The 15,092-nt window shown below is 68.1% G+C and carries 17 protein-coding genes and 1 tRNA gene; 8 read left to right on the top strand and 10 right to left on the bottom strand.

The window, feature by feature from the left end:
• The coding region (locus J7E68_RS00600; protein ID WP_215168886.1) for a rhomboid family intramembrane serine protease at window positions 1–361 on the top strand (361 nt) is incomplete at its 5' end.
• A gap of 155 nt (window positions 362–516) precedes the next feature.
• Here the strand turns inward: J7E68_RS00600 and J7E68_RS00595 are convergent.
• Window positions 517–756 carry a cell division protein CrgA gene (locus J7E68_RS00595; RefSeq protein ID WP_215168884.1) on the bottom strand — a complete coding sequence of 80 codons (240 nt, stop codon included), beginning with the start codon at window positions 754–756 and terminating at the stop codon, window positions 517–519.
• A gap of 86 nt (window positions 757–842) precedes the next feature.
• On the opposite strand from J7E68_RS00595, the gene J7E68_RS00590 reads away from it, so the two are divergent.
• Genes J7E68_RS00590 through J7E68_RS00580 form a run of 3 tightly spaced genes read left to right on the top strand, consistent with a single transcriptional unit; the run spans window position 843 to window position 2,479 of the window.
• On the top strand, window positions 843–1,637 hold the full coding sequence (locus J7E68_RS00590) for a class E sortase (RefSeq protein WP_215168882.1): 795 nt from the start codon (window positions 843–845) through the stop codon (window positions 1,635–1,637).
• A 21-nt stretch (window positions 1,638–1,658) separates the two neighbouring features.
• On the top strand, window positions 1,659–1,814 hold the full coding sequence (locus tag J7E68_RS00585) for a hypothetical protein (protein WP_215168880.1): 156 nt from the start codon (window positions 1,659–1,661) through the stop codon (window positions 1,812–1,814).
• Window positions 1,811–2,479 (top strand): aminodeoxychorismate/anthranilate synthase component II, encoded by a 669-nt coding sequence (locus J7E68_RS00580; RefSeq protein WP_215168878.1) that lies wholly within the window; start codon window positions 1,811–1,813, stop codon window positions 2,477–2,479. The genes J7E68_RS00585 and J7E68_RS00580 overlap by 4 nt, the downstream gene beginning before the upstream one ends.
• On the opposite strand, the gene pknB is transcribed toward J7E68_RS00580, so the two are convergent.
• Genes pknB through J7E68_RS00545 form a run of 7 tightly spaced genes read right to left on the bottom strand, consistent with a single transcriptional unit; the run spans window position 2,458 to window position 11,356 of the window.
• Window positions 2,458–4,152 (bottom strand): Stk1 family PASTA domain-containing Ser/Thr kinase, encoded by a 1,695-nt coding sequence (gene pknB, locus J7E68_RS00575; RefSeq protein ID WP_215168876.1) that lies wholly within the window; start codon window positions 4,150–4,152, stop codon window positions 2,458–2,460. The genes J7E68_RS00580 and pknB overlap by 22 nt on opposite strands.
• A gap of 55 nt (window positions 4,153–4,207) precedes the next feature.
• A complete protein-coding gene (locus tag J7E68_RS00570) occupies window positions 4,208–5,956 on the bottom strand; it encodes a protein kinase domain-containing protein (RefSeq protein WP_215168874.1) in 1,749 nt (582 codons plus the stop codon).
• Complete coding sequence (locus tag J7E68_RS00565) at window positions 5,953–7,407, bottom strand: penicillin-binding protein 2 (RefSeq protein WP_215168872.1); 1,455 nt, start codon at window positions 7,405–7,407, stop codon at window positions 5,953–5,955. The genes J7E68_RS00570 and J7E68_RS00565 overlap by 4 nt, the downstream gene beginning before the upstream one ends.
• The gene (locus tag J7E68_RS00560) at window positions 7,407–8,792 is read right to left on the bottom strand and encodes an FtsW/RodA/SpoVE family cell cycle protein (protein ID WP_215168870.1); all 1,386 of its coding nucleotides are present in this window, start codon (window positions 8,790–8,792) and stop codon (window positions 7,407–7,409) included. Before J7E68_RS00560 ends, J7E68_RS00565 begins: the two co-directional genes overlap by 1 nt.
• Window positions 8,789–10,099 (bottom strand): PP2C family serine/threonine-protein phosphatase, encoded by a 1,311-nt coding sequence (locus tag J7E68_RS00555; RefSeq protein WP_215168869.1) that lies wholly within the window; start codon window positions 10,097–10,099, stop codon window positions 8,789–8,791. Before J7E68_RS00555 ends, J7E68_RS00560 begins: the two co-directional genes overlap by 4 nt.
• Window positions 10,100–10,106: 7 nt before the next feature.
• Complete coding sequence (locus J7E68_RS00550) at window positions 10,107–10,631, bottom strand: FHA domain-containing protein (protein ID WP_215168866.1); 525 nt, start codon at window positions 10,629–10,631, stop codon at window positions 10,107–10,109.
• Window positions 10,628–11,356 carry a DUF3662 and FHA domain-containing protein gene (locus J7E68_RS00545; protein WP_215168864.1) on the bottom strand — a complete coding sequence of 243 codons (729 nt, stop codon included), beginning with the start codon at window positions 11,354–11,356 and terminating at the stop codon, window positions 10,628–10,630. Before J7E68_RS00545 ends, J7E68_RS00550 begins: the two co-directional genes overlap by 4 nt.
• 294 nt (window positions 11,357–11,650) lie before the next feature.
• On the opposite strand from J7E68_RS00545, the gene J7E68_RS00540 reads away from it, so the two are divergent.
• Window positions 11,651–11,733 (top strand) — tRNA-Leu (locus tag J7E68_RS00540).
• An 85-nt stretch (window positions 11,734–11,818) separates the two neighbouring features.
• Here J7E68_RS00540 and J7E68_RS00535 read toward each other — a convergent pair.
• Window positions 11,819–12,235, bottom strand: coding sequence for a hypothetical protein (locus J7E68_RS00535; RefSeq protein ID WP_215168862.1), 417 nt, complete (start codon window positions 12,233–12,235; stop codon window positions 11,819–11,821).
• Between the two features lie 160 nt (window positions 12,236–12,395).
• Between J7E68_RS00535 and J7E68_RS00530 the strand changes: the two genes are divergently transcribed.
• Both J7E68_RS00530 and J7E68_RS00525 read left to right on the top strand, forming a co-directional pair.
• Window positions 12,396–12,758, top strand: a complete 363-nt coding sequence (locus J7E68_RS00530; protein ID WP_215168860.1) for a hypothetical protein — start codon at window positions 12,396–12,398, stop codon at window positions 12,756–12,758.
• Window positions 12,759–12,872: 114 nt separating this feature from the next.
• Window positions 12,873–14,255: an LCP family protein gene (locus J7E68_RS00525; protein WP_215168858.1), complete on the top strand. Its 1,383-nt coding sequence runs from the start codon at window positions 12,873–12,875 to the stop codon at window positions 14,253–14,255.
• Window positions 14,256–14,270: 15 nt separating this feature from the next.
• Here the strand turns inward: J7E68_RS00525 and J7E68_RS00520 are convergent, their stop codons facing one another.
• Window positions 14,271–14,531, bottom strand: a complete 261-nt coding sequence (locus J7E68_RS00520; RefSeq protein WP_215168856.1) for a hypothetical protein — start codon at window positions 14,529–14,531, stop codon at window positions 14,271–14,273.
• A gap of 117 nt (window positions 14,532–14,648) precedes the next feature.
• On the opposite strand from J7E68_RS00520, the gene J7E68_RS19460 reads away from it, so the two are divergent.
• Window positions 14,649–15,092 (top strand): siderophore-interacting protein (locus J7E68_RS19460; protein WP_251048476.1); only part of this gene is annotated, 444 nt, incomplete at its 3' end.

Genomic DNA, 15,092 nt, shown 5'->3' with positions numbered 1-15,092 from the left:
CGGCGGCTCCGTCGCCGTCGCCGTCATCGCGCCGGGCACGTTCACCGTCGGCGCCTCGGGCGCGATCTTCGGACTGATGGCCGCCTTGCTGATCATCGGTCGGCACATCGGCGCGAACGTCACCGGACTCCTGGTGATCCTCGGGATCAACTTCGTCTTCGGCTTCATCATCGGCGGCATCGCCTGGCAGGCGCATCTCGGTGGCGCGATCGTCGGCGCACTCGTCGCGTTCATCCTCACGAAGACCCGACGGCGCGAGCAGCGCGTCTGGCAGATCGTGCTGCTCTCTGCGGTCGTCGTGGTGCTGCTACTGATCGTCGCGTTCCTGCCTCCGTTCCTCATCACCACGGTTTTCTCCTGATCCGGAGTTGTTAACAGGGTTGTCAACCGTTGTGAATAACATGGGTGTAATTCTCCCCAGGGTGGGGATAACCTGTGGATAACTCGTGATCGCCGCATGGAGAAGGGCCCCTCTCGCTGATGCGGGAGGGGCCCTTCTTGAAAGTATGCGCGGCGTCAGCGCCAGCGTGTGGTCATGAGGAAACCGATGAGGGCGATGCCCAGGCCGATGGCCAGATTCCAGTTGTCGAGACCCGGGATCGGGAACTGCATGCCCGAGATGTAGAACACGAGGATCCAGATCAGACCCAGCAGCATGAAGCCGATCATCACCGGCTTGAACCACACGGCGTTGGGCGCGGCCTCACCTTCGCTGCGCGGAGCTTCGGGTTCTTCGATCTTGCGGTCGCGTGCCATTCCCACAGTGTACCGAAGAGTCGCATATCGCGCGGAAAACCAGGCTTCACAGGCGCGAGTTCGGATCAGAGGGATAAAATCGCGGCATGACTGCATCCGTCGTCTCGGGGGAGCGACGAGCACCACGCCGCCGCCCTCGATCGCGTGCCACCTTCACGGGAGTCCTCGGTGAGCTTCTGCTCACCGCCGGAGTGCTCGTCCTGCTGTTCGTGGCGTGGCAGATGTGGATCGGCGACATCATCATCAGCGCCCAGAAGAACGAAGAGGGCGCTGCCGTCTCGGAGGAGTGGGCGAGCGGCCCCACACCCGAGCTGCCGCCGGTGATCGAGGCCGACGACGGCACCACGACCTTCGAGCCGGTGATCCCCGCACCGCCCGCCGACACCGAACGCCTCGGCAACATGCACGTCCCTCGGTTCGGCGCCGACTACAACGTCGGGATCTACGGCGGCACCAGCCGGGCACGCACCCTCGACAAGCTCGGAATCGGTGTCTACACCGACTCGAAGATGCCCGGCGAGGTCGGCAACTTCGCGATGGCAGGTCACCGCACCACCTGGGGGAAGCCCTTCAACCAGCTCGACAAGCTGCAGATCGGCGACGCGATCGTGGTCGAGACGCCCGACGGCTGGTTCACCTACCGGTTCCGGACCCTCGAGTACGTCACGCCCACCCAGACCGAGGTGCTGCTGGACGTGCCGCAGATGCCCGGCGTCGAGACCGGCGAGAAGTACATCACGCTGACCGCCTGCTCGCCCCTCTACTCTCTGGCCGAGCGCATCGTCGCCTATGGCGTCTTCGAGAGCTTCCAGCCGCGGGCAGAGGGTCCGCCCCCGGCTCTCACCGACCCGCCCCCGCCGCCGGCCGCGCCGTCGATCTAGCCCTACGGAACGAGACGACTCATGTACGCCGCACTCTGGCGCATCCTTCCCGGTCCGTGGTGGCTGAAGCTCTTCATCCTGCTCGCGCTGATCGCCGCCGTGCTCTACGGGCTGTTCTGGTACGTGTTCCCCTGGGTCAGCCCGCTCATCACGCCGGGTGAGGTCGACCTCGAATGACGCGGGTGCTGGTCGTCGACAACCACGACAGCTTCGTGCACACCCTCGTCGGCTACCTGCGTGAGCTCGGCGCCGACGTCGCTCTGGTCGAATCGGATGCGGTCGATGCGGCAGACCTCGAGCGTCTGCTCGACGGTGTCGATGCGCTGATGCTCTCGCCGGGGCCGGGCGCCCCGTCTGACGCGGGCGCATCTCTCGACGCAGTGCGGATCGCCGCGCGGCGACGGATGCCTCTGCTCGGCGTGTGCCTCGGGCACCAGGTCATCGGCGAGGCGTTCGGCACGCCGGTCACCGAGGCCCCCGAGCTGATGCACGGCATGGTGTCGAGCGTCATCCACGACGGCTCTGCGCTGTTCGCCGGCATTCCCTCGCCCTTCGATGTGGGGCGCTACCACTCGCTCTCGCTGGAGGAGTCGTCGCTGCCGCCCGACATCGTCGTCACCGCCCGCACCGACAGCGGCACGGTGATGGCGCTGGCTCACACCGACCTGCCTATCGTCGGAGTGCAGTTCCACCCCGAGAGCGTGCTCACTGAGGGCGGATATCGCCTGCTCGCCAACTGGCTCGAGCTGTGCGGAGACACCTCGGCCGTGGCGCGCTCAGCCCACCTGCACCCGCTGTCGGGCGCTGATCCGCGCGGCGCTCAGCCGGCGGCGACGCAGTAGCGCAGTTCGACGGTCGAGCCGATGGCGACGTCGCCGGGAGCCGCTGACATCGATGCCACGGTCGCCGGGTTCGTCGGGTCGCAGTCGGTGAGCTCGACCGGTTGCGCCGTGAGACCGATGCGCTCGAGCTCTGCCTGGGCCGCTTCCATGGTCCACCCGGACACGTCGGTGAGGGTGACGCGACCGCTGGCGACGACGAGGTTCACCACCGTCTTCGGGGCGACCTCGCTCTCGGCCTTCTCGCTCGCCTCCATGACGGTGTCGGCAGCGAGGCCCTTGTCGTTGCGTTGTATCACCGTGCCGAGTTGCAGCCCCGCACCGGTGATCGCCTGTTTGGCGGCGGCCAGCGAGAGTCCTTCGAGGGTCGGCACCACCACCGTCTCCTTGCCGGACGACACGTAGAGCGTGACGGCGTCGCCCTCGCTCACGGCGGTTCCGGGCTCGGGATCGGTGCGGATGACGTTGCCCTCGGCGATCTCGTTGCTCGACTCGAGTACGAGCTTCGAGGTGAGATCGAGTTCGCCCAGATCCTCCTGCGCGCGCTCGGACGAGACGTTCACGAGGTCGGGAACGACCCGCGAGCTCGTCGGCACGTCGTCGGGGCGCATGCTGATCGTCCACACCCAGAACAGCACGGATGCGAGCAGCACCGCGAGCAGGGCGACTCCGGCCCAGATCCACGCGACGGGCGGACCCGACTGCGTGCGCGCCATCGTGGTGTCCGTGCTCAGCTGTCGCAGAGACCGGGCGGTCTCTTGCGCTGCACGCGGGCTCTCGCCGTAGAGCTCGCTGGTGAGAGCGCCCAGCTCCTTGCGGGTGGGCGCGTGACCCGACACGGCTGAATCGAGTGCGGCACGGAAGTGCGCGGCATCCGGATAGCGCTGGTAGGGGTCTTTCGCGAGGGCGCGCAGCGCGATCGGGTCGAGGGCTCCGGGGGAGTCCTCGTTGACCTCGGTCGGCGGAACAGGCGTCTCGCTGACGTGCTGATAGGCGACGGCGACCGGGGACTCGCCCCGGAACGGCTGGCGCCCGGTGAGCAGCTCGTAGAGCACCACGCCGGTCGAGTAGAGGTCAGCCCGTGCGTCGACGGGCTCGCCCTTGGCCTGCTCGGGCGAGAAGTATGCGGCGGTGCCGATGATCTGAGTGGTCTCGGCGACCGTCGACGAAGAGTCGGACACGGCTCGGGCGATGCCGAAGTCCATGACCTTGACCTGGCCCTTTTCAGTGACCATGACGTTGCCGGGCTTGATGTCGCGGTGCACGACACCCGCTCGGTGCGAGTAGTCGAGGGCTTCGAGGATGCCGTCGACGTAGCGCACGGCGTCGTCGACCGGCACCGGACCCTGGGCGATGATGTCCTTCAGCAGCGTGCCGCTGATCAGCTCCATCACGATGTAGGGCGGCTCATCGGTGGTGCTGTCTGTGGTCGACGGGTCGCCGGCGTCGTAGACGCGCACGATCGACGGGTGCGACATGCGCGATGCGGATTGCGCCTCGAGGCGGAAGCGCGTGCGGAACGCGTTGTCGCGGGCCAGCTCGGGGTCGAGGATCTTGATGGCCACCGCGCGGCCGAGGGTCAGGTCGTATCCGCGGTAGACCTTGGCCATGCCACCGTGCCCGATGAGCTCGTCTACGCGGTAGCGTCCCGCGAGAACGCGTGGCTCTGTCGACACGTACTACCCCCTGATACGACCTGGTGAATGCTCAGCCTACGTTGCGAGTGGGCGATCAGCCCGCGTCCTCGCCGCCTTCGCCGCCCTCGCCGTCGACCGGAGCCGCCGGGAGGATGACCACGCCGGGCATGGCATCCGACTGGGGCGACGGCATGTCGCTGCCGCAGAACACCCGGAACGTGGCTGTGACGCTCTGACCCGCGGTGCCGGGCACGATCTGCGTCGAGAGGACGCTCGGACCGAAGCTGCGGATCGACTCGCCGGCGTTGCCACCCGAGAAGGTCGCGTTGGTGAGCGTCACCTCGAACGCCGACCGCGCAGGCGTGCCGGAGGGGCATTCGAAGTTCGGCCAGTTGAGCGTGATCGGCTGGCCCTCGGTGGGCGTGCCGGCGAGGGTCGGGGTTCCCGACGGCTTGCCGACCTGCACCTGCTCCTTGTAGGTCGTCAGCGTGATGGCGGTGCCCTCGGGCACGTTGCCACCGGGCTGCACCGATTCGACCGTGCCGACCTGGTCGGCGGACGGCGCGATCGTGTTGCCGACGACGCACTCGGCCTGGAGGCCCGCGTTGGTCGCCGCCGTGCGAGCGGCCTCGCACTGCATGCCCTTGAGCCCCAGAGCGTCGACGTCGACCTGGGCGGGTTCTTCCGTCGGGGTCTCGGTCGGAGTCGGCTTCGGAGTCTCGCTCGTGGTGGCCGAGCCCGTGGGCTCGGGGTCTGCGTCGCCCTGGTTCATCAGAGCGAAAACGGTTCCGCCGAGCACGATCACGAGCAGCGCGATCAGGGCGATGAGCGGCCACGTCCACGGGCTGCGCTTCTTCTTCTTCTCGGCATCCTCTTCGGCCTCGTCTCCGGTGGGGAGCTGAGCCGTGGTGGGAAGGATGCGCGTCGCACCGTCGTCGCCCGAGGCCGTGAGAAGACGCGTGGCGTCATCGGAGGCGACACCGCCGGTGGCGATGGCGGGCACGGCGATGGCCGCGGAGTTCAGGTCGCCGCGTCGCAGCGCCTGCGCGGCGCGAGCCACCGTGGCGGAGGACGAGGGCCGGTCGGCCGGCTTCTTGGCGATCATCGCCATGACGAGGTTCTGCACCGGGATCGGCACGGTCGGCGGCAGCGGCGGGGCCTGCTCGTTGATCTGCGCCATCGCGATGGCCACCTGCGACTCGCCCGTGAAGGGGCGCTTGCCGGCGAGGCACTCGTACGCGACGATTCCCAGCGAGTACGTGTCGGTCGCGGGGGAGGCCGGGTGACCCGACGCCTGCTCGGGCGACAGGTACTGCACGGTGCCCATGACCTGACCGGTGGCCGTCAGCGGCACCTGGTCGGCGATACGGGCGATGCCGAAATCGGTGATCTTGACGCGCCCGTCGGGCGTGATCAGCAGGTTTCCCGGCTTGATGTCGCGGTGCACGAGGCCGGCCGCGTGGGCTGCCTGCAGAGCGGATGCCGTCTGGGCGACGATGTCGAGAGTCTTGTCGGCGCTCAGCGCACCGTCGCGCTCGAGCACGGTCGAGAGCGCCTCGCCGGGCACGAGCTCCATGACGAGGTAGGCGCTGCCGTTCTCCTCGCCGTAGTCGAAGACGCTCGCGATGCCCTCGTGGTTGACGAGCGCGGCATGGCGCGCCTCAGCGCGGAACCGCTCGAGGAACCCGGGGTCCCCCATGTACTCGTCCTTGAGGATCTTGATGGCCACGGTGCGGCCGATGACGTGATCCGTCGCCTCCCACACCTCGCCCATGCCGCCGATCGCAATACGCGACTGCAGCTCGTAGCGACCACCGAACGACACACCCTGCGTCGGTCTCATCTGCCCAGCACCGCCTCTATGACCTTCTTCGCAATCGGAGCGGCGATGGTGTCGCCGGATCCTGACTGCCCTTGTCCGCCGCCGTCTTCGACGAGGACCGTTACCGCAACCTCGGGGTCGTCCGCCGGCGCGAAACCGGTGAACCACAACGTGTACGGGTTGTTATCGTTCTCGGTCGTACCGGTCTTCCCGGCGACATCGACCCCGTCTATTCTTGCACCCTGCGCGGCGCCGTTTGAGACGCTCGCGACCATCGACGCCGTCACCTGGTCGGCCACCTCGGGCTCGAGGGCACGGCCGAACTCGGAGTCGTCGAACGCCCGCACCACCGAGAGGTCGTTGCCGATGACCGTGTCGACGAGCCGGGGGTTCATGACGACGCCGTCATTCGCGATTCCCGCCGCCACCATGGCCATCTGCAGGGGGGTCGCGGTGACCTGTCCCTGACCGAATCCGGTGAGCGCGGTCTGCGGATCGTTGAGGCCGCGCGGGTAGCTCGAGGGCGTCGATTCGAGAGGCGTGGCGAAGCTCTGGTTGAACCCGAACTTCTCGGCCATCTCGCGGATCGCGTCGTCGCCGAGCTGCACCGCGAGCTCGGCCATCGGGATGTTGCAGCTCAGTCGGATGGCTTCGGAGATCGTCACGGTCGCTCCGCTGCCGCAGGTGCCGCCCCAGGCATTGGCCACCGTGTTGGACGATCCGGGCAGCTGGTAGCGCGCGGGGTTCGGCAGAGTCGAACTCGGAGTCCAGTCACCCGAGGCGTAGGCAGCGGCCGCGACGACGAGCTTGAACGTCGAACCGGGAGGGTTGAGGTCGCCCGCGATCGCGCGGTTCGAGAGGGGCTTCGTCGAATCCTCGTCGAGCTGGTCGTAGGCCGCGTTCGCGGCATCCGCGTCGTGCGTGGCGAGCAGGTTGGTGTCGAACCCGGGGGTCGAGACCATCGCGAGGATGCGGCCGGTCTTCGGCTCGATGGCGATGACCGCGCCGTTGAGTCCCTGCAGGCCCTCGTAGGCCGCGCGCTGTGCGGCCGTGTCGAGGCTCAGCTCGACGCTGAACCCGCGCTGCGGCTGCCCCGACAGGATCCGCTCGATCTCTGCGAAGAAGGCGCTCGATCCGGTGCCCGAGAGATCGGCGTTCATCGCCCTCTCGATGCCGGTCGCCGACTGCAGCGCCGGGTTGAAGTAGCCCGTCACCGGCGCCCACATCGCGGCATCCGTGTAGACCCGCTGGAATTGGTAGCGGTCATCCGACGGGGTGGAGGAGGCGATGGCGACGTCGTCGACGATGATCGACCCGCGCTGGATCTCGTAGCTGTCGAGCAGCGTGCGCCGGTTGTTCGGGTCCTGGCCGAGGGCATCCGCCTCGACGACCTGGATCCAGCTGGTCGCCGCGAACAGCGAGATGAACATGAACAGCATCACGATGCTGAGTCGACGGAGCTCTTTGGTCATCAGCCGATCACCGCCCTGGGTTGACTGCGGACGCCGTCGGAGATGCGCAGCAGGATCGCCACGATCAGCCAGTTCGCGATGAGCGAGGATCCACCGGCGGCGAGGAACGGGGTGGTCAGACCGGTCAGCGGGATGACCCTGGTGACACCGCCGACCATGATGAACACCTGCAGGGCGATCGTGAACGACAGGCCGATCGCGAGCAGCTTGCCGAAGTCGTCCTGACCGGCGAGCCCGATGCGCACGCCGCGGCTGACGAACACCATGTAGAGGCAGAGGATGGCGAACAGGCCGATCAGGCCGATCTCTTCGCCGAGGCTGGTGATGATGTAGTCGCTGTGTGCGAGCGGGGTGACGTCGGGGCGACCCTGGCCCCATCCGGTGCCGAGCAGACCGCCGTGGGCCAGGCCGAACAGGCCCTGCATGGGCTGGAAGCCGGCGCCGTCGGGGTCGACCTTGTCGGGGTCGAACAGGAACAGCCAGTTGATGAAGCGCCCCTGCACGTAGCTGAGGATCTGCGTCGCGACCGCCACGCCCGCGGCGACCAGGGCGAGGCCGATCAGCACCCAGCTCGTCTTGCCGGTGGCGACGTAGAGCATCGCGACGAACATGCCGAAGATCAGGGTTCCGGTGCCGAGGTCGCGCTGGATCACGATGATGCCGAGCGAGATCGCCCAGACGACCAGCACCGGGCCGAGTTCCCGCATGCGCGGCCAGGTGATGCCGAGGAACTTGGTGCCGACCGAGGTCAGGCTCTCTCGGGTGCGCACCAGGTAGCCGGCGAAGAAGATCGCGAGGCAGATCTTCGCCAGCTCACCCGGCTGGAAGGCGAACATGCCGCCGAGCGAGACCCACACCTGGGCGTTCGCGTCGGGGATGCGCAGGCCCGGAACGAACGGCAGCAGCAGCAGCAGGATTCCCGAGAGGCCGAAGATGTAGGTGTAGCGGAAGAGCACCCGGTAGTTGCGCAGCAGGATGACGCAGGCGATCGCCCCGGCGAGCGAGATCGCGGTCCACGCCAGCTGCTTCGTCGAATAGGCGTTCCATCCCGTCAGCGACTTGGCGATGTCGATGCGGTAGATCATCGCGATGCCGAGGCCGGTGAGCAGAGTCGCGATCGGCAGGACGAACGGGTCGGCGTCGGCGGCGACCGCGCGCAGCACGAAATGCACCGCGAACGCGAGAACTGCGAGACCGCCGCCGATCGCGAGGATCATCGGGTCGATCAGGCCGAGTGCGCCCAGCTGCACGAGCGTGAGGGCGGCGCCGCTGAGGGCGACCGCGAACAGCAGCAGCCAGAACTCGCGGTTGCGCTGCGTCTGCGGCATCCGCATGCGCTTGAGGGCCTTGATGACGCTGGTGTCGGCCGTGACCTCGGTGCTCATCCTGCGTCCTCCGTCGGAGAGGGGGTGGGCAGGGGAGTGGGCAGCGGCGTCGGCAGGGGTGTCTCTTCGCCGGTGACGCGGTCGGCGCCGGCCTGCAGACGGGCGACGATGGCCTCGGCATCCGAGAACGAGCGTGCCGTGATGGTGCGCTCCACGGAGTCACGCTGATACGGAGGCAGATTCGCGAGCAGGATGTCGGTGTCGCGCAGCGGCGTCGAGAGCGTGATCGGACCGATGTTCTGCTGCACGCCCTGATAGATCACGACGCTGTCTTCGTCGGCGCCGACGAAGTAGCGGGTCTGGGTCCAGCTGTACGCGGCGAACGCGGCGAAGGCCAGCACCGCGACGACCACGAGCATGCCGGCGATCCACCCGATGCGGCGGCGCTTGGCGCGGCGACGGTCTTCTTCGATGAGCTCTTCGAGGTACTCGGGGGCGGGCTCGAAGTGGCTGGGGTCGTTCGCCGCCTGGCGCACCGGGTGCAGCCAGTTGCCGCGGGGGGCCCGCACCGGCGGCACGGTGACGTTGGCAGGGTTCGAGGCGGAGCCGACGACGGTCGCGGTTCCGGAGTGCAGGGCGTGCTGGCCGCCGACCTCGACGAGCACGATCGTGACGTTGTCGGGGGCCCCGCCGTCGAGCGCCTGCTTGAGCAGGTTGTCTGCGGTGCGCCCCGGTGCCATCCCCATGCGCATCGCCTTGAGGATGTGCGCCTCGTCGACGACGCCCGAGAGCCCGTCGGAGCACAGCAGCCAGCGGTCGCCCGGCTGGGTGTGCATGACGAACATGTCGAGTTCGGGATCCGCGTCCATGTCGCTCAGCACGCGCATGAGCACCGAACGGCGCGGGTGATAGCGGGCCTCTTCGGGCGTGATGCGTCCTGAATCGACGAGTCGCTGCACGAAGGTGTGGTCGGCCGTGATCTGGGTCAGCGCGTCGTCGCGGTAGAGATAGATGCGCGAGTCGCCGATGTGACCGATGACCGCGTAGTCGTCGACCATGATGATCGCACTGAGCGTGGTGCCGAGGCCCGCGAGCTCGGGGCGATCCTTCGCGGCGCGGATCAGGTCGCCGGCGGCCGTGGTCGCCGCGGCCTGCAGAGAGGCCTGCGCGTCTTCGGTCGACGTGTACGGCTGGTCGAGAGGCTCCAGGCGGTGGATCGCGAGGCTCGAGGCGACGTCGCCACCGGCGTGGCCGCCCATGCCGTCGGCGACGACGAACAGGTTCGCCCCGGAGTATCCGGAGTCCTGGTTGTTGGAGCGGATCTTCCCGGTGTGGGAGATCGCGGCGCTCGAGCCTTCGAAGACCATGCCGGGGTCAGGCTCGCAGCTCGAAGGTCGTGGCGCCCACCTTGATCGGGGTGCCGAGGGCGAGGCCGACCGGGCCGCCGGTCACCCGCTGACCGGCGACGAAGGTGCCGTTGGTCGAGTCGAGGTCCTGGATGGCCCAGCTGTCGCCGCGCAGCAGCAGGCGCGCGTGATGGCTGGAGGTGTAGTCGTCGCGGATGACGAGGGCCGATTCGCTCGAGCGCCCGATCGTCAGGGTCTCGGTGCCGAGAGGCAGTTCGAGCCCCGCCTTGGGCCCCGAGGTGATGACGAGGCGCTTGGCCGTCGCGACCGTCGCGGGGCCGGTGCTGGGCTTCGACGATGCGGGGCGGGATGCGGGGGCCGCAGCCTGCGCGGGGACGGCTGTTCCTGCGGCGGCCTCGGCGGGGAGCTTGCGCACCTTCATGCCGAACAGGTCGGCGCGCAGCGAATAGACGACGCCGAACACGAAGAACCACAGCAGCAGCAGGAAGCCGACGCGCAGCAGAAGGAGGACGAGTTCACTGGGAGTGCTCACGAGAGGGCTCCGAACGCACGGGTCGCGTCGTCGTCACGAGGCCGCGGCGGGCGTGACGGAGAGGCGACGGGGACGATGCGGAACACCAGATCGGTGCGTCCGATGGTCAGAGTGGTGTCGGAGGGGAGCGCGGCTTCGCGCACCTTCTGTCCGTTCACCTTGGTGCCGTTGGTCGAGCCGAGGTCGCGCATCATGGCGCGCTCGCCGTCCCACAGCACCTCGACGTGCTTGCGGCTGGATCCGGCATCCGCGATGGTGATGTCGGCATCCGTGCCGCGGCCGATGATCGTGCGGGCGGTCGTGAGCGAGTGCCTGCGGCCGTCGACGTCGATCACGGCCTGCCAGTTCACACGGCCCTCGACGGTGCCCGAGCTGACATGCACCGTGCCGGTGGCGATCTTGTCGTCGCCCTCGAGCGAGATCGACAGGGGGCCCGAGAAGCTGTAGCCCTGCGACTTGGCGTGCTTCGTGAGAAGCGCGTGCAGCTCATCGGTGAGCGCGCCGCCGAGTCCGCGCATCCGTTCGGCGTCATCGGTGCTCAGGCCGACCACGAAGCTGTTGGGCGCGATGATGCGGTCGCGGCTGACGACAGCAGCCTTCGTATCGGCTTCACGACGAAGCGCCGAAGCGATCTCCACAGGCTGGATGCCGCTGCGGAAGGTCTTCGCGAAGGCGCTGTTCACAGCGCGCTCGAGACCCTTCTCAAAGCTGTCAAGTAGTCCCACTGGGCTCCTCTGGCATGCAGACCGGTAGGGACATCGTAGCCAGGTGTCCTGGGTGAACGCCGTCGCGGCGGGTGAGAACCGCGAGATTCCGGGGGAGTGGGGGAGGGGTGCGCGGCCCTGGGGCGGGGCGGATGGTGCCGAATGCAGGACCGAAGCACGGGTGCAGGACCGGAGAACGGTGTCTGCTCCTGCATCCGTGCCCGCGTCCTGCAGACGGTGCCGGCCCCGGTTTCTTCGTCGGGCGGATCGCGTGATATCTTTGGGAAGTTGAGTTCTTCGGAGCCCGACATACTCGCGCGAGTGGCGGAATGGTAGACGCGCTGGCTTCAGGTGCCAGTGTCCTTATGGACGTGGGGGTTCAAGTCCCCCCTCGCGCACAGCGAGCAGTAGATGTGAAGAAGGCCCGGTTCCTCTCGAGGAACCGGGCCTTTCTCATGCGTCAGCAGGTGCGGGGCCGGTGCCTCAGCCCCGGACCGCTCGCCGCGCCGCTTCGAAGCGCACCCAGTCATGGTCGGATGCCGGGGTCAGCTCCCATTCCTCGACCGGGCCGCTCTCCCATGCCGTCGCGGCCACAGCGCCACCTGCATCGGTGAGATCCGTCACGACCGCGGCGTCGAGGCGCCCGCCGGCGAGGAGCTTCTCTTGAGACGCCTTCTTCAGTCGACTCCACCACTCGGGCTCGTCGGTCGCGGTGAGCACCTCGCCCTTCTTCAGGACGACGGCGACGGGCTGCCCGTCAGCAGACGAGACAGAGTCGTCGACGATGAGAACAGGCGCGCGCTTCACGCCCAGCGCCGCCATCACCGCCTCACCGAGAGAGTCGTATGCGCCGGTGCTCGTCTGGCGGCCGTCGAGGGTGTGCTCGATGTGGAAGCTCATGGATGAAGGCTACTCACCGCTGCCGATCGACGCGCCGAGAGCATCCAGTTATTTTGAATAACTCAAAATAAGGTACGGTGGAAGAACAACGTGGTGCCGGGGTTGCAGCCCCGGCACCACTGTCCGTGTAACGCCACCATCCCTGACTGAGGAGGCTCGCATGAGTCACGAACACGCCCCAGAGTACCGATCGTCGCCGCCTTCGATCCTCTCCTTCACCGAACAGCCGGCCGTGCAGCACATCACGCCTTCCGACCTGCTCGCATCGCCGCCCCGTGTGACAGACCCCGCTCATTTCGTCGGGCGGGTGCACTCGGGCGGTCTCGCCAGCCCTCACTACGTCGTCGGCGAGTACCGGGAGGGACGAATGCCGACGGCCTTCGTGCTCGAGTACGGCGATCGGACCCCGGCGCAGACGAGGTCGGCCCGAGTGTGGGGCCTTGCCGCCCACGACCGCGACGGCTCGAGCGCCGACTACCGACTGGTCCACGACGACTCGTCGCGGGGCTACGTCACGGCGTGACGGCCGACGATCTCACAGCACCCTCGCAGGACTCGCCGCCCCCACGTGTTTGTGGTCGCGGCCGAGTCGTGATGGTGTGAACCAGTGAGACGGCCAGAATCCCCCCAGAGCGACATGACCCCCGACTCCGCCCCCGCGGCTCGACCGCGCCGGCGGCGTGGCCGGGTGATCGGCTGGATCAGCGTGCTGGTCGTCGCGGTGCTGGTGGGCGTCGGAGCAGTCGTCTACGCGCAGCTGCAGGGCAACATCACCACCGCGCCGTTGCGATCCGACACGGGCAGCGACGAACCCGAGATCGCGACAGGGGAGCTCAACATCCTGCTGCTCGGGTCGGATTCGCGAGCGCTCGAATCAGACGGCTTCGGCGAAGACGACGGCAGTGAGCGCAGCGATGCGATGGTTCTGGCGCATATCTCGAGCGACAACACCCGCATCGACGCCGTGCAGATCCCCCGCGACACCGTGGGCGACATGCCTGCCTGCGACGACACCGGCAGCGGGTCGTACGGTGGCGGCTGGGGGATGCTGAACGCCGCCCTGCAGTACGGCCCCGCCTGCTCGGTGGCTGCCGTCGAGCAGCTGACGGGCGTGACGATCGACCACTTCGTGCAGATGGACTTCGAAGGGTTCATCGGCATGGTCGACGCGATGGGCGGCATCGACGTGTGCCTGCCCGAGGCCCTGCAGGACGGCCACGCCCGCCTCGATCTGCCGGCCGGTGCGCAGTCGATCAACGGCGACCAGGCGCTCGCTCTCGCTCGCACCCGGCACGCGCTCGCCGAGGAGAGCGACATCGCGCGCCTCGGCCACCAGCAGATGGTGCTCTCGGCGATCGTGCAGAAGGCCACCAAGTCGGATGTGCTGGTGCGCCCCGACCGTCTCTATGCGTTCCTCGACGCGGTCACCTCGTCGATGACCGTCGATCCGGGGCTCGGCGCACTGACCGACCTGGCGGGTCTCGCCGCCCGCCTCGCGAACGTGCCGATGAGCAGCGTCACGTTCCTGACGATGCCGACTGTCGAGGCGCCGCAGGATCGCAATCGGGTGGTGCCCACAGCCGATGCCGACGTGATCTTCCGGGCGCTGATCGACGACGCGCCGATCGTGCTGACGACCGATGAGGCCGAGCCCGACGTCACGGTGCGCACCGCCCCCGTGCAGATCCTCAACGGCGCGGGTGTGGCAGGTCTCGCATCGCGCGTCTCGGAGGATGCGACCGGATACGGATACTCGGTGTCGGGTCTCGCGAACGCGGAGGCGACGGAGCTCACGACGATCACCGCGGCAGACACGCCGGAGGCGCAGCAGACGGCGCAGGCTCTGGCATCCGAGCTCGGCATCGGCGTCACCGTGCAGACCGGAGACATCGACGGAGTGCAGCTGCTGCTGGGCGCCGACTACGCCGAGCTGACCTCGCAGCCCCGTGCCACCCCGCCCCCGTCGCGGCCGGTCGACGCGGTCAGCCGCAGCGCCGACACCGACCTCTGCACCGCCTGACCGGCGGCTGCGAGCTCAGTCCTCGGTGAGGAGCTTGCCCTCGTCGGACAGACGCGGGTGCTTGCCCTCGCTGACCGCCTGCGCGCCGAGGCTCAGCTCGGGGTCGACGATGGTCGCTCCGTTGCCGAGCGCATCGACCTCTCTCTGCACGGCATCCCTGACCTCCTGGGTCGGGTGTCCGCTGTAGTCCTGCGACACCTTCGCGATGACGGCCTGCAGGTCGCGAATCTGGGCGTGCACGACACGCTCGAGGTCCGGGTCGATTTCGGAGGTCATGACGAGAGAGTAGCGACTGCGCCGATGTCGACTCAAAGGATTGACTGAGAACCTCGGCCTGTGCTGTGTGGCGAGGGCAGACTGGAGAGGACTTCCTTCCCATTGTCAGGAGACCCGATGCCGGAACAGCCCCGTCGCACGCCCAGCCAAGCCGTCCTCACGGTGCAGCAGATCGAGCAGGTGAGTCCCGATCTCGTGCGGATCACGGCCGGAGGTGACGGGTACGAGGCGTTCACCGACAACGTCTACACCGACAAGTACGTCAAGATCCTGTTCGCAGACCCGAGCCATGGGCTGACCCCTCCCTATGACCTCGCGCAGCTGCGCGAGGAGAGCCCCGACAAGCTGCCCACCCGTCGCACCTACACTGTGCGCGCGTCGGATGCCGAGCAGCGCAGACTCGTGATCGATTTCGTCGTGCACGGCGACGAGGGCGTGGCGGGCCCGTGGGCGCGCAGGGCGCAGGTGGGCGACACCCTGGTCGTCAGCGGTGCAGGCGGCGGCTACAGTCCCGATCCCGAACTGCCCTGGCACCTGCTCATCGGCGACCACACCGCGCTT

It is taken from the genome of Microbacterium sp. ISL-103 (assembly GCF_018613995.1).
Taxonomy (GTDB): domain Bacteria; phylum Actinomycetota; class Actinomycetes; order Actinomycetales; family Microbacteriaceae; genus Microbacterium.
Note: the sequence above shows the minus strand (reverse complement) of the source record. Positions and strands in the feature narration are given on the sequence as shown.

Excerpts from the sequence above, each read along its gene's own strand:
- J7E68_RS00595 (WP_215168884.1), bottom strand. The coding sequence starts at position 756 with ATGGCACGCGACCGCAAGATCGAAGAACCCGAAGCTCCGCGCAGCGAA.
- J7E68_RS00590 (WP_215168882.1), top strand. The coding sequence starts at position 843 with ATGACTGCATCCGTCGTCTCGGGGGAGCGACGAGCACCACGCCGCCGC.
- J7E68_RS00585 (WP_215168880.1), top strand. The coding sequence starts at position 1,659 with ATGTACGCCGCACTCTGGCGCATCCTTCCCGGTCCGTGGTGGCTGAAG.
- J7E68_RS00580 (WP_215168878.1), top strand. The coding sequence starts at position 1,811 with ATGACGCGGGTGCTGGTCGTCGACAACCACGACAGCTTCGTGCACACC.
- J7E68_RS00570 (WP_215168874.1), bottom strand. The coding sequence starts at position 5,956 with ATGAGACCGACGCAGGGTGTGTCGTTCGGTGGTCGCTACGAGCTGCAG.
- J7E68_RS00565 (WP_215168872.1), bottom strand. The coding sequence starts at position 7,407 with ATGACCAAAGAGCTCCGTCGACTCAGCATCGTGATGCTGTTCATGTTC.
- J7E68_RS00560 (WP_215168870.1), bottom strand. The coding sequence starts at position 8,792 with ATGAGCACCGAGGTCACGGCCGACACCAGCGTCATCAAGGCCCTCAAG.
- J7E68_RS00555 (WP_215168869.1), bottom strand. The coding sequence starts at position 10,099 with ATGGTCTTCGAAGGCTCGAGCGCCGCGATCTCCCACACCGGGAAGATC.
- J7E68_RS00535 (WP_215168862.1), bottom strand. The coding sequence starts at position 12,235 with ATGAGCTTCCACATCGAGCACACCCTCGACGGCCGCCAGACGAGCACC.
- J7E68_RS00530 (WP_215168860.1), top strand. The coding sequence starts at position 12,396 with ATGAGTCACGAACACGCCCCAGAGTACCGATCGTCGCCGCCTTCGATC.
- J7E68_RS00525 (WP_215168858.1), top strand. The coding sequence starts at position 12,873 with ATGACCCCCGACTCCGCCCCCGCGGCTCGACCGCGCCGGCGGCGTGGC.
- J7E68_RS00520 (WP_215168856.1), bottom strand. The coding sequence starts at position 14,531 with ATGACCTCCGAAATCGACCCGGACCTCGAGCGTGTCGTGCACGCCCAG.